General features: G+C 69.5%; 13 protein-coding genes. 4 read left to right on the top strand and 9 right to left on the bottom strand.

Annotation, left to right across the window (positions count from 1 at the left end):
• Window positions 1–217: 217 nt before the first annotated feature.
• Together test1122_RS15440 and test1122_RS15435 are read left to right on the top strand one after the other, a co-directional pair.
• Complete coding sequence (locus test1122_RS15440) at window positions 218–997, top strand: sulfite exporter TauE/SafE family protein (RefSeq protein ID WP_232269749.1); 780 nt, start codon at window positions 218–220, stop codon at window positions 995–997.
• A 266-nt stretch (window positions 998–1,263) separates the two neighbouring features.
• Window positions 1,264–2,094, top strand: coding sequence for a C40 family peptidase (locus tag test1122_RS15435; protein WP_232269748.1), 831 nt, complete (start codon window positions 1,264–1,266; stop codon window positions 2,092–2,094).
• A 67-nt stretch (window positions 2,095–2,161) separates the two neighbouring features.
• On the opposite strand, the gene test1122_RS15430 is transcribed toward test1122_RS15435, so the two are convergent.
• The 7 genes from test1122_RS15430 to test1122_RS15400 form a co-directional block, all read right to left on the bottom strand.
• Window positions 2,162–3,430 carry a geranylgeranyl reductase family protein gene (locus test1122_RS15430; protein WP_232269747.1) on the bottom strand — a complete coding sequence of 423 codons (1,269 nt, stop codon included), beginning with the start codon at window positions 3,428–3,430 and terminating at the stop codon, window positions 2,162–2,164.
• A gap of 76 nt (window positions 3,431–3,506) precedes the next feature.
• A complete protein-coding gene (locus tag test1122_RS15425; RefSeq protein WP_232269746.1) occupies window positions 3,507–4,757 on the bottom strand; it encodes a hypothetical protein in 1,251 nt (416 codons plus the stop codon).
• A gap of 132 nt (window positions 4,758–4,889) precedes the next feature.
• Window positions 4,890–5,591 (bottom strand): demethylmenaquinone methyltransferase, encoded by a 702-nt coding sequence (locus test1122_RS15420; RefSeq protein ID WP_232269745.1) that lies wholly within the window; start codon window positions 5,589–5,591, stop codon window positions 4,890–4,892.
• A 178-nt stretch (window positions 5,592–5,769) separates the two neighbouring features.
• On the bottom strand, window positions 5,770–6,264 hold the full coding sequence (locus tag test1122_RS15415; protein ID WP_232269744.1) for an imidazolonepropionase-like domain-containing protein: 495 nt from the start codon (window positions 6,262–6,264) through the stop codon (window positions 5,770–5,772).
• A 10-nt stretch (window positions 6,265–6,274) separates the two neighbouring features.
• Window positions 6,275–7,480, bottom strand: a complete 1,206-nt coding sequence (gene mqnC, locus test1122_RS15410) for a cyclic dehypoxanthinyl futalosine synthase (RefSeq protein ID WP_232269743.1) — start codon at window positions 7,478–7,480, stop codon at window positions 6,275–6,277.
• Window positions 7,481–7,522: 42 nt separating this feature from the next.
• On the bottom strand, window positions 7,523–9,169 hold the full coding sequence (locus tag test1122_RS15405) for a serine/threonine-protein kinase (protein ID WP_232269742.1): 1,647 nt from the start codon (window positions 9,167–9,169) through the stop codon (window positions 7,523–7,525).
• Window positions 9,170–9,248: 79 nt separating this feature from the next.
• On the bottom strand, window positions 9,249–10,124 hold the full coding sequence (locus tag test1122_RS15400) for a menaquinone biosynthetic enzyme MqnA/MqnD family protein (protein WP_232269741.1): 876 nt from the start codon (window positions 10,122–10,124) through the stop codon (window positions 9,249–9,251).
• 281 nt (window positions 10,125–10,405) lie between these two features.
• Here test1122_RS15400 and test1122_RS15395 point away from each other — a divergent pair, with 281 nt between their 5' ends.
• Window positions 10,406–10,609 (top strand): cold-shock protein, encoded by a 204-nt coding sequence (locus test1122_RS15395; RefSeq protein WP_003984261.1) that lies wholly within the window; start codon window positions 10,406–10,408, stop codon window positions 10,607–10,609.
• Between the two features lie 412 nt (window positions 10,610–11,021).
• On the top strand, window positions 11,022–11,321 hold the full coding sequence (locus test1122_RS15385) for a hypothetical protein (RefSeq protein WP_232271919.1): 300 nt from the start codon (window positions 11,022–11,024) through the stop codon (window positions 11,319–11,321).
• Window positions 11,322–11,361: 40 nt separating this feature from the next.
• Here test1122_RS15385 and test1122_RS15380 read toward each other — a convergent pair whose 3' ends face one another.
• Complete coding sequence (locus tag test1122_RS15380) at window positions 11,362–12,543, bottom strand: lipase family protein (RefSeq protein ID WP_232269740.1); 1,182 nt, start codon at window positions 12,541–12,543, stop codon at window positions 11,362–11,364.
• Between the two features lie 84 nt (window positions 12,544–12,627).
• Complete coding sequence (locus test1122_RS15375; protein ID WP_232269739.1) at window positions 12,628–13,662, bottom strand: AraC family transcriptional regulator; 1,035 nt, start codon at window positions 13,660–13,662, stop codon at window positions 12,628–12,630.
• Window positions 13,663–13,675 lie beyond the last annotated feature (13 nt).

Below are 13,675 nucleotides of genomic sequence, written 5' to 3'. Positions count from 1 at the left end.
GGGATACGGGGAAACCCCACCCACGGCACCCCCGCAGCCGGGCGAAGCCCCGCCGCGCGGCGGAGCCGCATATCGGCACAGCCGGGAAGGAGCGGGGTGTAGGGGAAACCCTCGCCGGCGGAGCCGGGAAGGGTAGGAGCAACCCCGCCGTACGGCGGAGCCGCGGACCGGGGCGGCCGGGGAGAGGCGGGGGCGCAAGTGGATAGCGTCCGGGGGCATGGACGACATATCCCTGACCACCGCGGTAATGCTGTGCGCCGCCGCCTTACTCGCAGGCTGGATCGACGGCGTAGTAGGCGGCGGCGGCCTACTCCTGCTCCCCGCACTCCTCATCGGCTTCCCCCACCTGCCCCCCACCTACGCACTGGGCACCAACAAAGCCGTGGCGATCGCCGGGACCACCATGGCCGCGGTCACCTATGCCCGGCGAGTGCCGATCGACCGGGGCTTCGCACTGCGGATGGGCGGGGCGGCGCTGCTCTCGGCAGCCGCTGGCGCATCGTTTGCGACCGCAGTCAACAACGACATCCTCCAGCCACTCATCATGGTGATCCTGCTCGCCGTGGCCGCCTTCGTCACCCTGCGGCCGGACTTTGGCAGGGCGCCCAGCGGACGCCCGGTGACACGCCGAAGGGTGGCGGCGGCGCTTCTCGTGGCGGGTATCGGTGTCGGCTTCTACGACGGCCTGATCGGCCCCGGCACCGGGACCTTTCTGGTGATCGCCTTCGTAGCGATGCTCCATATGGACATGGTCTCCGGCACGGCCGCCGCAAAGGTCGTGAACGTCGGCACAAACCTCGGCGCGATCGCCGTCTTCGCCGCCCATGGCACGGTGCTGTGGACGCTCGCCCCGCTGCTGGCGCTCTTCAACATCGCGGGGGGCTGGTTCGGCGCGCATATGGCGCTGAAGAAGGGGAGCGGCTTTGTGCGAATTGTCCTGCTGGTGGTGGTTGTTGTCCTCGTGGGAAAGCTGGGATACGAGCGATGGGTGAGCTGACGGGGAGCCAGCTGTGAACTGCGCCACAACGGCGAAACGACAGCGACTGACATAGTGGCGTTACCGGGCCGTGACATGCTAGGCGTGTCGCCGACAGGAACAAACCGGACAACTACGTGGCCAGCGCCCCGTAGTTGGACATTGATCAACTTCTGTCGGCGGGCTGAGGGGACCTCAAAAGCCCTAAATTGGGCACGGACACGCCGACTGTGGTGCATCCCACCTTTGTTGAGTGGAACGTTCATCCACTGATAGCTCTGGGAAACATGTCCGCGAAACCTCACATACGCAGCCACCGGAAACCCCGTCGTTCCTCCGGGAACACGCTTCTGCGCACGGGCGTTGCCGGTGGCGTCCTCAGCACTCTCGCGGTGACCGGATCCGCCTCCCCGGCCTCGGCCGAGAGCAAGTCCCCGGTCGACACCGTCGAAATGCCCACCCTGGGCAGCGCGCTCGCCTCCACCACCACCCAGGCCGCTCACGCGACGCAATCCATCGCCATCCAGTATGAACTGGACGCGGTGCAGACCGCGGCGGCGAAGCAGGCCCAGGAAGCGGCGGCCAAGGCGAAGAAGAAGGCTGACGCCGAGGCCAAGAAGAAAGCCGCGGAAGCGGCGGCAGCCGCGGCGGCCGCCAGGAAGGCGGAGGCCGAGCGGGAAGCGAAAGCGCGCGCCGCGCGCAGCGCTGAGCGCAGCGCCCTGAGCGGCGCGCCGTCCGCGCCGTCCACCTCGCCCGGTAGCGGTAACGCGGCGAGCGTCGTCAACTTCGCCCGCGCCCAGGTCGGCAAGGCGTATGTCATGGGTGCCACCGGACCCAACGCCTACGACTGCTCCGGCCTCACCACGGCTGCCTTCAAGCAGGTGGGCGTCAGTCTCCCGCGTACCTCGCAGGCGCAGTCGAGCGCCGGGACCGAGGTCGGGCTGAGCAATCTCCAGCCCGGTGACGTTCTCTACTGGGGTGGCAAGGGCAGCGCGACCCATGTGGCCATCTACATCGGCAACGGCAAGTACGTCGGCGCGCAGAATCCGTCGTCGGGCGTCGCCGAGCATGAGCTGGGCTGGGGCGGTACGCCGTCCGGCGCGGTGCGGTTCCTCTGACCGAGGGGGCAGTCGTGCCTCCCCCAGCCACCGCTGGGGGAGGCACGACTGCCCACACCACTTGTGGTCAGGACCTTGGGGCTACCTTCGCCAGTCCGTTGATGATGCGGTCCATCGCGTCGCCGCCCGTCGGGTCGGTCAGGTTGGCCAGCATCTTCAGCGTGAAGCGCATCAGCAGCGGGTGCGAGAGCCCCCGCTCCGTGGCCAGCTTCATCACCTTCGGGTTGCCGATGAGCTTCACGAAGGCACGGCCCATCGTGTAGTAGCCGCCGTAGGTGTCCGACAGGACCTTCGGGTAGCGGCGCAGAGCCAGCTCGCGCTGGGACGGGGTCTGGCGGGCCTGCGCCTGGACGATGACCTCCGCGGCGATCTGCCCGGATTCCATCGCATACGCGATGCCTTCGCCATTGAACGGGTTGACCAGTCCGCCCGCGTCACCGACGAGCAGCAGCCCACGGGTGTAGTGCGGCTTCCGGTTGAAGGCCATCGGCAGCGCCGCGCCACGGATCGGGCAGGTCATGTTCTCCGGGGTGTAGCCCCACTCCGATGGCATGGAGGCGCACCAGGCCTTCAGTACCTCGCGCCAGTCCAGCTCCCGGAACGCCTTGGAGCTGTTGAGGATGCCAAGACCGACATTCGACGTGCCATCGCCCATACCGAAGATCCAGCCATAGCCGGGCAGCAACCGGTCCTGTGGGCCGCGCCGGTCCCACAGCTCCAGCCAGGACTCCAGATAGTCGTCATCGTGCCGGGGTGAGGTGAAGTAGGTCCGGACCGCGACACCCATCGGACGGTCCTCGCGCCGGTGCAGGCCCATCTTCAGGGACAGCCGGGTGGAGTTGCCGTCGGCCGCGACCACGATCGGGGCGTGAAAGGTGGCCGGGGCCTTGTCCTCACCGAGTTTGGCCTCGACGCCGGTGATACGGCCTGCGGCGTCCAGGATCGGTCCGCCGACATTGCACCGCTCATACAGCCGTGCACCGGCCTTCTCGGCCTGCCGGGCCAGCTGCTCATCGAAGTCGTCGCGCTTACGGACGAGCCCGTAGTCCGGGTAGCTGGCGAGCTCCGGCCAGTCGAGCTGCAACCGCTGACCGCCGCCGATGATCCGCAGCCCCTTGTTGCGGAGCCAGCCCGCCTCTTCGGAGATATCGATGCCCATGGCGACCAGCTGTTTGGTGGCACGGGGCGTAAGCCCGTCGCCGCAGACCTTCTCCCGGGGGAAGGCGGTCTTCTCCAGCAGCAGGACATCCAGTCCGGAGCGGGCCAGATGGTAGGCCGCTGCGGACCCGGCGGGCCCGGCCCCGACGACGATCACATCGGCGTGGTGTTCTGCCACGAGGACTCCCGCAAGACTAGGCGCTGACCAACGCAGTCTATGGTGACGGTCTTCGCCTCCTCCGGGCAGGCTGCACCTATGTGGCACGGCTCCGCAACAGCCGTAGCAGATACGGCCCAAGGAACGCACCGCCGAACGCCCACAGCAGCCCGAACAGCAGCGCCTCCGCCGCGTTCACCCCCGTCTTGGCGCTGCCCTCGCCGCTGAGACCGAAGCCCATATCCGCCGAGCCCTCGACACCCACCGAGCCCACGGCGATCAACAGCAGGAACAACACCATGAAGAAGCCCGCCGCCAGCAGCTGCTCGGCCCGCAGCGACGACCGCCGAGCGGCGACCACTCCCAGGGTCAGCGCACAGAAGACGCCGAGCAGCAGCGCGCCGACCACCGCCCAGCCGCCCAGCTCGCTGCCCAGCTGGGCGAGCCCCAATGAGTCGTACTCAAAGCCCTCACCGGTCGCGCCGTTCTCCGCCTCGACGTTGGCGCCCCAGGACAGTCCCAGGACGCCCACGGCCATATTGGGCATCAGCAGAAAGGCCCCGAGCAGCCACCAGCCGGTGTCCTGGTCCTGCTCCGCCCCGAGCCAGATGAGCCCGGCCAGCCCGCACACCGCGACCACCACGGCCATGGCGATCGCCGCCGAACCCAGCGCGCTCGCGGTGGACCGCAGACCGTGCCGGGTCGCCAGCCAGGCGCCCGCCTGCGGCCCGCACAGCGCCATGGCCGCCGCCAGTGCACCAAGCGGCAGCGCCCACAGCGCGGCCGGCGCCGGAGCGATGGAGACCGAGACCTCGGAGACCGATGGCTGTGCGAACAGCCCGAGCAGCAGCACGCCCAGCGCCGCCAGCAGCGCGATCCGTACCGTCCCTTCGGGTCCGGCCGTTGCCGTGCTCTGCCGGTGTGTCATACGGGCTCCGAGCGCGACCGCTCCCGCCCACAGCACGGTGATGGTCAGCGGCACCACGGAGAGCGTCAGCTCGTTGCTGGCCGACGGCGTCAGCCACCCCTCGGCGGCCGGCTCGCCGCGCAGTGTGAATCCGCCGCCGAGCCCTTGCAGCAGCAGCGCCAAGGCGACCCGGACCCGGGCGCCGAAGCCGAGGCCGATCTCCTCCATCTCCTCGGTGGCGGGGATGGCCACGGCCAGGGCGAGCATGAACAGCAGCCCGGTGGGCCAGAGCGCGGCCTTGAGCGCGGCAAGCCAGTCACCGGTGACCGTGCGGTGGAGGAAGAGCGCGGCGGCCGAAGGCCGCGCGGGCGCGGTCCGTGGTGCGTATCCGGGCAGCGGGGGTGCCATGGGCGGCGGTGGCGGCGGTACTGCTGGCGCCACCGGCCGCTGCTGTCCGCACGCCATGCAGAAGCGGGCATCGTTCAGGAACTGAGCACCACAGGCGGGACAGAACGAGGGCACAGCCACACTCTCGCACAGCTGACCCTGTCAGCAAAGTTGCTTCTGGTCAACTCAGGCCTTATTGGGGCGAGTTCCCCGGTGCAGGGCGACGATGCCGCCCGTGAGGTTCCGCCAGGCGACCTTGGTCCAGCCCGCCTGCTGGAGACGGCGGGCGAGAGCGCGCTGATCGGGCCAGGCACGGATGGACTCGGCGAGATAGACATACGCGTCCGGGCTGGACGATACGGCGGTGGCGACCGGTGGCACGGCGCGCATCAGATACTCGGTGTAGACCGTGCGGAACGGCGCCCAGGTGGGGTGGCTGAACTCGCAGATGACCACGCGGCCGCCGGGCCTGGTGACGCGCAGCATCTCGCGCAGCGCGGCGTCGGTGTCCTGCACATTGCGCAGACCGAAGGAGATGCTGACGGCGTCGAAGGTGCCGTCGGCGAAGGGGAGCCGGGTGGCGTCCCCGGCGGTGAACGGCATCCAGGGGTGCCGCCGCTTCCCCTCCCCCAGCATGCCCAGGCTGAAGTCGCAGGGCACGGTGTACGCACCGGCGGCGCTGAACGGCATCGAGGAGGTGCCGGTGCCGGCGGCGAGGTCGAGCACGCGCTCCCCCGGGCGCGCGGCCACGGCGCGGGCGACGGCCTTGCGCCACAGCCGGGCCTGGCCGAGGGACAGCACGTCGTTGGTGATGTCGTATTTCGCGGCGACGTCATCAAACATCGCGGCGACGTCGTGCGGCTGCTTATCCAAAGATGCGCGGGTCACGCCCCCATTCTGTACCCGGCGAAGACATTCCCAGACCCCCACCCGCGTTGTGGGCACTCGCAGCCCCGCGAGGGGCTGTGGGTGGGCACAACACCGGCCACCGGCCCGCACCGGCCACCCCCGGGGCCCCGGGGCGAAGCCCCGGTTTCCGGGAAGGGGCGGGTTAGGGGAACAACACCTACCGGGCCCGATAGACCAACCGGCCACCGATAACCGTCGCCACACAGCGCCCAGACGCGTCGAAAACGGCGAAGTCGGCCCGCATGCCGACAGCCAGCGACAGCTCACGGGGCGCCGCGGGCAGCACCCGCAGCCCCGACCGCTGGACCGCGGTGCGAACCGCGGGGCGGGTGAACGGCCCGACCACGGCCGTTACCCCCTCCCCGAGGAGCCGTTGCACGCCGCGCCGGGCGCTCTGGCCCCACCGGGAGTCGGTCAGCTCCGCCACGGCCGGCGACTCCGTGTCCGCTTCCCGAGGATCGGGGTGGTAAGTCCCCTCCAGCAGCTCGACCGCGTCAGCCGCAACGTGGCCGGGCGCCAGCGCCCCCGCCCAGCGCCGCACCCGAGCCGCCGGATAGGCCGCGGCCAGCTCCTCGTAGGGGCCGATGGCCGCGATCCGGTCGCCCTCAACGGCGAGCGCGTCGCCCTCCGAGGGCACATGAAGCGTCAGCACGGCACCCGGCTCAGTTCACATCGACGAGCTTCAGCTCAGGATGCGCCGTACCGCCCTCAATCGCGGTAGAGGAGAAATGCGATACGACCCGGTCGTCAACCGGGTCGTTCGCCGGGTCGTCATGCACGAGCAGGTGCTCATAGGTCGTCGCCCGCTGCGCGGGCACCCGCCCCGCCGCCCGGATGAGGTCGATCAGCTCCATCCGGTTGGAGCGGTGCTTCGCGCCCGCCGACGACACCACGTTCTCCTCCAGCATCACCGAGCCGAGGTCGTCCGCGCCGTAGTGCAGCGACAGCTGGCCGACGTCCTTGCCGACCGTCAGCCAGGAACCCTGGATATGGGCGACATTGTCGAGGAAGAGCCGGGCAACGGCGAGCATCCGCAGATACTCGAAGAGCGTGGCCTGGGTCTGGCCTTTCAGCGTGTTGTTCTCGGGCTGATACGTATACGGGATGAAGGCGCGGAAGCCGCCCGTACGGTCCTGGACATCGCGGATCATCCGGATGTGCTCGATCCGCTCGGCGTTGGTCTCGCCGGTGCCCATCAGCATCGTGGAGGTGGACTCGACGCCCATCCGGTGCGCCGTCTCCATGATCTCCAGCCAGCGCTCACCGGACTCCTTGAGCGGCGCGATGGCGTTACGCGGCCGGGCCGGGAGCAGCTCCGCGCCCGCCCCCGCGAAGGAATCGAGCCCAGCGGCGTGGATGCGGCGGATCGCCTCCTCCGGGCTGACCCCCGAGATCCGGGCCATGTGCTCAACCTCGGAGGCGCCCAGCGAGTGGATCACCAGCTGGGGGAAGGCTTCCTTGATCGCCGCGAAGTGCTTCTCGTAGTACTCCACGCCATAGTCCGGGTGGTGCCCGCCCTGGAACATGACCTGGGTACCGCCCAGCTCCACGGTCTCCGCGCAGCGGCGCAGGATGTCGTCGAGATCCCGGGTCCACACCTTGTCGCTCTTCGGCGGCGCGTAGAACGCGCAGAACTTGCATGCTGTGACACAGGCGTTGGTGTAGTTGATGTTCCGCTCGATGATGTACGTCGCGATGTGCGCCGTACCGGCGTAGCGCCGCCGCCGCACCGTGTCGGCCGCCTGACCGAGCGCGTGGAGGGGAGCGTGGCGGTACAGTTCGAGCGCTTCCTCCGGCGAGATACGCCCGCCGTCAGCGGCACGGTCGAGCAGGGACTGAAGGTCGGCATTCGACGATCGTTCGGTCACCGGGGCGTCCCTTCGGAGGGGTTTACGACTGATCCAGCGTACTCAGTCCCTGACGCGGGTCAGCTCCGAGGTGGGCTTGCCGCCCGCGGCGTCGTCCGAGACGAAGGTGAGCGCCTTGTCGCCCTTCAGGGTGAGGGTCACCGTCGCGGTCGCTCCGGTGCACAGCGGAATGCCCAGCACCTCTGAGGTCCGGCCGTCGCTCTCCTCCGTGGCCGTCAGCTTCTTCTCGGTGGCGGATTCGAGGGTGCCCTTCGCCCCGCATTCGTAGCCGGAGAACTCATATGTCGTCTTCAGGACCTCATCACCCTTGCTGCCCTTGCTGATCGTCACGGACATCGTCCCGTGCGGCGTGCCGTCCCTCTTCCGGACGTCGCCGGTCCAGGTGCCGAGGAAGGCCTTGGGCACAGCGCCCTGCTCCCCGGCCTCCCCGTCGGAGCCACCGCTGGTGGCGGGCTCCTCGCTGGCCGGCGGTGGCTGCGCGACCCCGCCATCGCTGTCACTGCCACTGTCCTGGCCGGGGAAGAGGCCGAAGAAGTACGAGCCGATCGTCACCGCCGCCAGCGCGCCCGCGACCGAGAGGGCGAGGGTGCAGCTCAGCCCGCGCCTGCTGCGCTCCGCGCCGGCGGTGAGGGAGAGCCCGGGACGCCCGTTACCGGGGCCGGTCGGCTTCGCCGTGCCGTAGTACGAAGGATCCGGTGGCCCGAAGGCGCCGTACGGACCCTCCGACGGCGTGGTGAACGGCACGGGCCCCGAGGCGGGGCCGTCCGCAGGGCCCTCCGCCGGGCCCTCCGGCTCCAGCTCCAGCAGCTCGACAGCCCGCCTGCTCACCTGCTCCACCAGCGGCCCTGGCAGCCAGCCGCTCCGTACCATCCCCGCCGCCCCGCCCGCGGGACCCGCGATCCGCCCGGCGAGCTCCGCCGGAGTGGGGCGGTCCGCGGCGCCCTTGGCGAGGCAGCCCGCGATCAGCTCACGCAGCTCGCCGTCCAGCCCGTCCAGCTCGGGCTCTTCGTGCACGACCTTGTAGAGCAGCGCCGCCGAGCTGTCCCCGGGGAACGGCGCCGCACCGGTCGCCGCGTACGCCAGCACCGCGCCCAGCGAGAAGACATCGGAGGCGCCGCCCACGCCGCTGCCCAGCACCTGCTCGGGCGACATATAGCCCGGCGAGCCAACCGAGGCACCGGTCGAAGTGAGGGAAGCGGTGCCATCGGTGGCACGCGCGATACCGAAGTCGATAAGCCGTGGACCGTCCAGGGTGAGCAGCACATTGGACGGCTTCACATCGCGGTGCACCAGGCCGAGACCGTGCACATGCCGTAGCGCCTCCGCGAGTCCGGCACCCATGGCGCGTACGGTCGTCTCCGGCAACGGCCCGTATTCGGCGACTGCCTGCTGCAGGGACGGGCCCGCCACATAGCCGGTCGCCACCCAGGGCGTCGTGGCCTCCGGGTCGGCGTCCAGCACGGGCGCTGTCCAGTCCCCACCGACCCGCCGCGCGGACTCGACCTCCCGGCGGAAGCGCGCACGGAACTCCTCATCGGCGGCGAAGTGCGGATGAACGGCCTTCACCGCGACGGTACGGCCGCCCGGGCTGCGGCCCAGATAGACCCGGCCCATGCCGCCGGCGCCAAGCCTGCGCAGCAGCCGGTACTCGCCTATGGTCCGTGGATCGTCCGCCGCGAGCGGATCCATGCCGAAAACGCCTCCCCCTCTGACGTACTGCCCTACTGCCTACGCCCCACTGCCCTACTGCCCTGCTGACGCGTGCAGTTCAGCGTAGACCGATGCGGCTCCGCAGCAGCTCCACATGTACGTCCGCCGGATAGCCGGTCTCCGGGCCGGTCCGGCGGGCGAACTCCCGGATGCCCGCCAGCTGCTCCGGGCCGAGGCGGAAGTCGAGCGTGGTGAAGTAGCGGGCCAGCAACTCCGCGTCGAAGGCTTCCCAGCGGGCCGCCTGCTCGGCGACCTTGGTGACCTCTGCCAGGGACAGATCACGGGAGGCGAGAAACGCCCGGTGCACCTCGTGCACGTTCTCCGGCACCCGCTCCAGATAGTCACGCCGGGCCGCCCATACCGCGAAGACGAACGGCAGACCCGTCCAGTCCTTCCACATCTGGCCCAGATCGTGGACGGCCAGACCAAGCTTGGGCGCATCGTGCAGCGAGGCACGCAGCGCGGCATCACCGATCAGCACGGCCGCCTGCGCATCCCGCATCATCAGCTCGAGGTCGGGCGGACACGTGTAGTAGTCGGGTGCGATCCCGTACCGCTCGGCCAGCAGCAGCTGGGCCAGCCTTACGGACGTCCGCGAGGTCGATCCCAGGGCCACCCGTTCCCCGTCGAGCCGGTCCAGCGGGCCCTTCGACACAATCACACAGGACATCACCGGACCATCGCAGCCCACCGCGATATCAGGCAGCGCGACAAGGCCCTCGCTATTGCGCAGAAATTCCACCAGGGTGATGGGCCCGATATCCAGGTCACCGTTCACCAGCTGTTCGCTCAGCTTTTCGGGGCTGTCCTTCGTCAGCTCCAGATCGAGCAGACTTCCGGTACGCGCAAGGCCCCAGTACAGGGGAAGGCAGTTGAGGAACTCGATGTGCCCGACACGCGGACGGGTTCTGGGGGAGCTGGCGTGTGCACTCACACTCGGAGGGTACGCCTGGGGTCTCAGACGCTCACGGCCAGGGACGATGAGGGCGAAAGGCGTCCGGGACACGGCGCCACGCGGCGGGATACGTCCGGTCAGGTGGAGATCTTTTTGACTCTTCCCCCACCTGCGCAGAGCGTGCTAGGCTCGCCGCAAGTTGCAGTTTGGTTTCCCTTGCAGTACAGAGCCTGCGGAGCATGTGACCGCAGGCTTTCGTCGTTTTCAGACTTCTTGCAGGTTCTGGAGCAGGGCGACCCTTATAGGCCCAGGGAGGGCTTATGGCTACCGGAACCGTCAAGTGGTTCAACGCCGAGAAGGGCTTCGGCTTCATCGCCCAGGACGGTGGCGGCCCTGATGTGTTCGTCCACTACTCCGCGATCAATGCGAGCGGTTTCCGCTCCCTCGAAGAGAACCAGCAGGTGAACTTCGACGTCACTCAGGGCCCGAAGGGCCCGCAGGCAGAGAACGTCACCCCGGTCTGACCGCCGGGCTGATCTTCTCAGCACTTCAAGGAGCCCCCCGCCACTGGCGGGGGGCTCCTGCCTTTTCCCCGCCCCGATGTTCGACTTGCTGGTCTATCTGCCGAGTACCTTCTCCGACGATGTCGGCTTCGGAAGCAGTCGGTGGCTCCAACTGCTGGCGATCACCTTCGGTACGAACATCCTGTTCAACCTCGCCTTCGGCGCCCTCTCCGACGAGATCGGCTGGCGCACCACCATCGCTGCCGTCGGTGCCGGAAAGGGGCGGGAATTGGGGGAACCCCCATCCGGAGCCGGAGGAGGGGCGGAGCCCCTGGGTGGCGGGATGAAACCCGACAAAGGGGCGGAAAGGTCGCTAGGCTTGGGGGCACCGAACCCCCACCGCGCGCCGCGCGGAGATCACGGGAGCCGCAAGATGACCACCGCCGTCCACCAGCCCCACGAGGCCCATGGCCATCAGCACGGCCCGGCCTGCGGCCACCAAAGTTTCGAGCACGACGACCACGTCGACTACTCCCACGACGGCCACCTGCACCGTCAGCACGAGGACCACTGGGACGAGTGCGAGACCTCGCAGCATGTAGAGCACACGGGCCACGCCCACGAGCACGGTGACGGCTGCGGCCACCCCGCGGTGCCACATGGCGACCATGTGGATTACGCCCACGACGGGCACCGGCACGCCGCCCACGCCGGTCACTGGGACGACCACTGACAGTGCCCCCACCGGATCCGAATCCGATGGGGGCACGCCGCTACTGCTTGAAGCGGTCCGCCAGCCAGGCCATGGCCAGCGGTGAGCCCGCGATCGCACCGGAGACATGCTCCAGGGGCAGCGACTTCCAGGTGACCTCGGCTCCCCGGGCGTTCCAGTCGTCCCGGAGCTGAGTGCCTGACGTGTAGGGGATCAGCGTGTCGACGACTCCGTGGTAGAGGAAGACCGGTGCCTTGGGTGCGTGGGTGCCGAGCTTGGACTCATTCAGCCGCTGCTGCCAGTCCGGCTCATTGAGCGGGTTGGTCGTGGTGATGTCCTCGATCCGGCCGAAGGGCCAGGTGCCGGCGGCGAGCTCGACGCACTGGGTCTCGGCGATCTTCCTCTGCAGCTTGCCCCGGGCGTTCAGGTACTTGTTCAGGTCCAGCTCAGGGAAGGCCGCGTCGTAGCCAACGGCGGCCATGGCTATCAGGCCGGAGCCCATGTTCCCGTCGTTGAACTTGGCGACCTCCATCAGATCGCGCGGCACACCGCCGGTCGCGGTGCCCTTGACGTTGAGCTCAGGCGCGTACTGGTCGTGCAGCTCGGCGGCCCAGCTGGAGGCCTGGCCGCCCTGGGAGTACCCCATGATGCCGACCGGTGACTCAGCGGACAGACCGGCCTCGGGCAGCCGCTGGGCGGCGCGGGCGGCGTCCAGTACCGCGTGCCCGGCCGAGCGGCCCACGGTGTAGGTGTGGGTGCCGGGGGTGCCCAGGCCCTCGTAGTCGGTGACGGCGACCGCCCAGCCGCGCTGCAGTGCCTGCTGGATCAGGGAGCCCTCCTTGGTGAGGCCGGAGGGGAAGGTGTGGGACGGTGCGCACTGATCGGCGAGGCCGACGGTGCCCACGGCATAGGTGACGATCGGGCGGTCCCCGGTCTTGCCGTCGTTCGGCACGATGACCGTGCCCGAGACGACGTTCGGCTGCCCGGTGGCGGTGGTTGAGCGATAGTGCACCTTCCATGACCTGGCGTCGGAGTGGGTCAGCGGGTTCGGCTTGAAGGCCTGTGCCTGGGCGCTGACCACATCCCCCGGCCTGCTGGACTCCTGCGCCTCCGCGGTGGCGGAGGCCAGCCCGGCGGTCAGCGTGAGGGCGACCGCGGCGGCCCCTGCGCCTCGGCGTATTCGGGAGTTACGAGCAGAGCGAGTAGGGCGAGTGGAGCGAGTAGAGCGGGTTCTGCTGTGCATACGGCTCTCCCAACAAATGGGGGTGCTGGGCTCATTGCTGGGACCGTACTGACCAGTGAGTAATGTCCGTGCTGACCGAGGCGCTCAGTCTTGTTGACTTGACGTCTCATTGCGGTACGAGCCCGGAGTCGTACCGGTCCAGCGGCGGAAGGCGCGGTGGAAGGCGGTGTCCTCGGAAAAGCCGAGCCGGGCGGCGAGCTCGGCGATCCGCTCCTGCCCTTCGGCGAGCGCGGCCAGCGCGGCATCGCGCCGCACCGCGTCCTTGAGCTCCTGGTAGGAGGTGCCCTCCAGCTGCAGCCGCCGCCGCAGGGTGGCCGGGCTGACCGCCAGCCGGGCGGAGACCTGGGTCAGCTCCGGCAGCCGCGCCCCCTCGCGCAGGGCCCGCCGGAGGGTGTGCCGTACCTGCTCGACCACCGTGGTATCCCAGGCCCGGCGGCTCAGCAGATCCGCCGGGGCACTGTGCAGCAGCGCCTCCAGCGCGGCCTCGTCCCGGACGACGGGCGCGTCCAGCCAGTGGGCGGCGAAGGCGGCGCGGGTGCGGTTGGCGCCGAACCGGGACGGGCAGCCGAAGATGAGCTCGTACTCCTCCTGGTGCGGCGGCGGCTCGTAGCGGAACTCCGCCCACAGCAGCGGGATCCGGCGGCCGATCAGCCAGCTGGAGAGCCGGTGCCAGATCACGACCAGGCACTCGGAGAGAAAGTGATCCGGGTCATCGGGCAGATCGTTGTGGATGGTGTAGCAGACGCCCCCTTCACCGGCACCGGCACCGGCCTCGACTGAGAGCTCGGGGCCGTCAGGGAAGAGGCCGTAGAAACGGATGGCGCGGTCCAGGGCCGAGCCCAGATCGCGGCAGCCGATCGAGGCGTAGCACATCATCGCGAAGGTGCCGCGTCGGCTGGGGGCCGGGCCCAGCCCCAAGAACTCGTCCTCGGTCGCCCGGTACAGCCCCCGGACCAGCTGGGTGAACTGCTCCGGCGTCACCCGCGCCTCATCGTCACCGAGCAGCAGCGGCGGGATCTGTGCGTGCTGCAGCAGCGGCACGGTGTCGATGCCCAGCCGCTCAGCGCCGCGCATCGCGGCCCGCACCCGGTGCACGCTGATGGTCCGGCTGCTGCTCATAGGCGCACGGTAG

It is taken from the genome of Streptomyces gobiensis (assembly GCF_021216675.1).
Lineage (GTDB): Bacteria > Actinomycetota > Actinomycetes > Streptomycetales > Streptomycetaceae > Streptomyces > Streptomyces gobiensis.
This window is presented reverse-complemented; position numbering and strand designations above follow the sequence as displayed.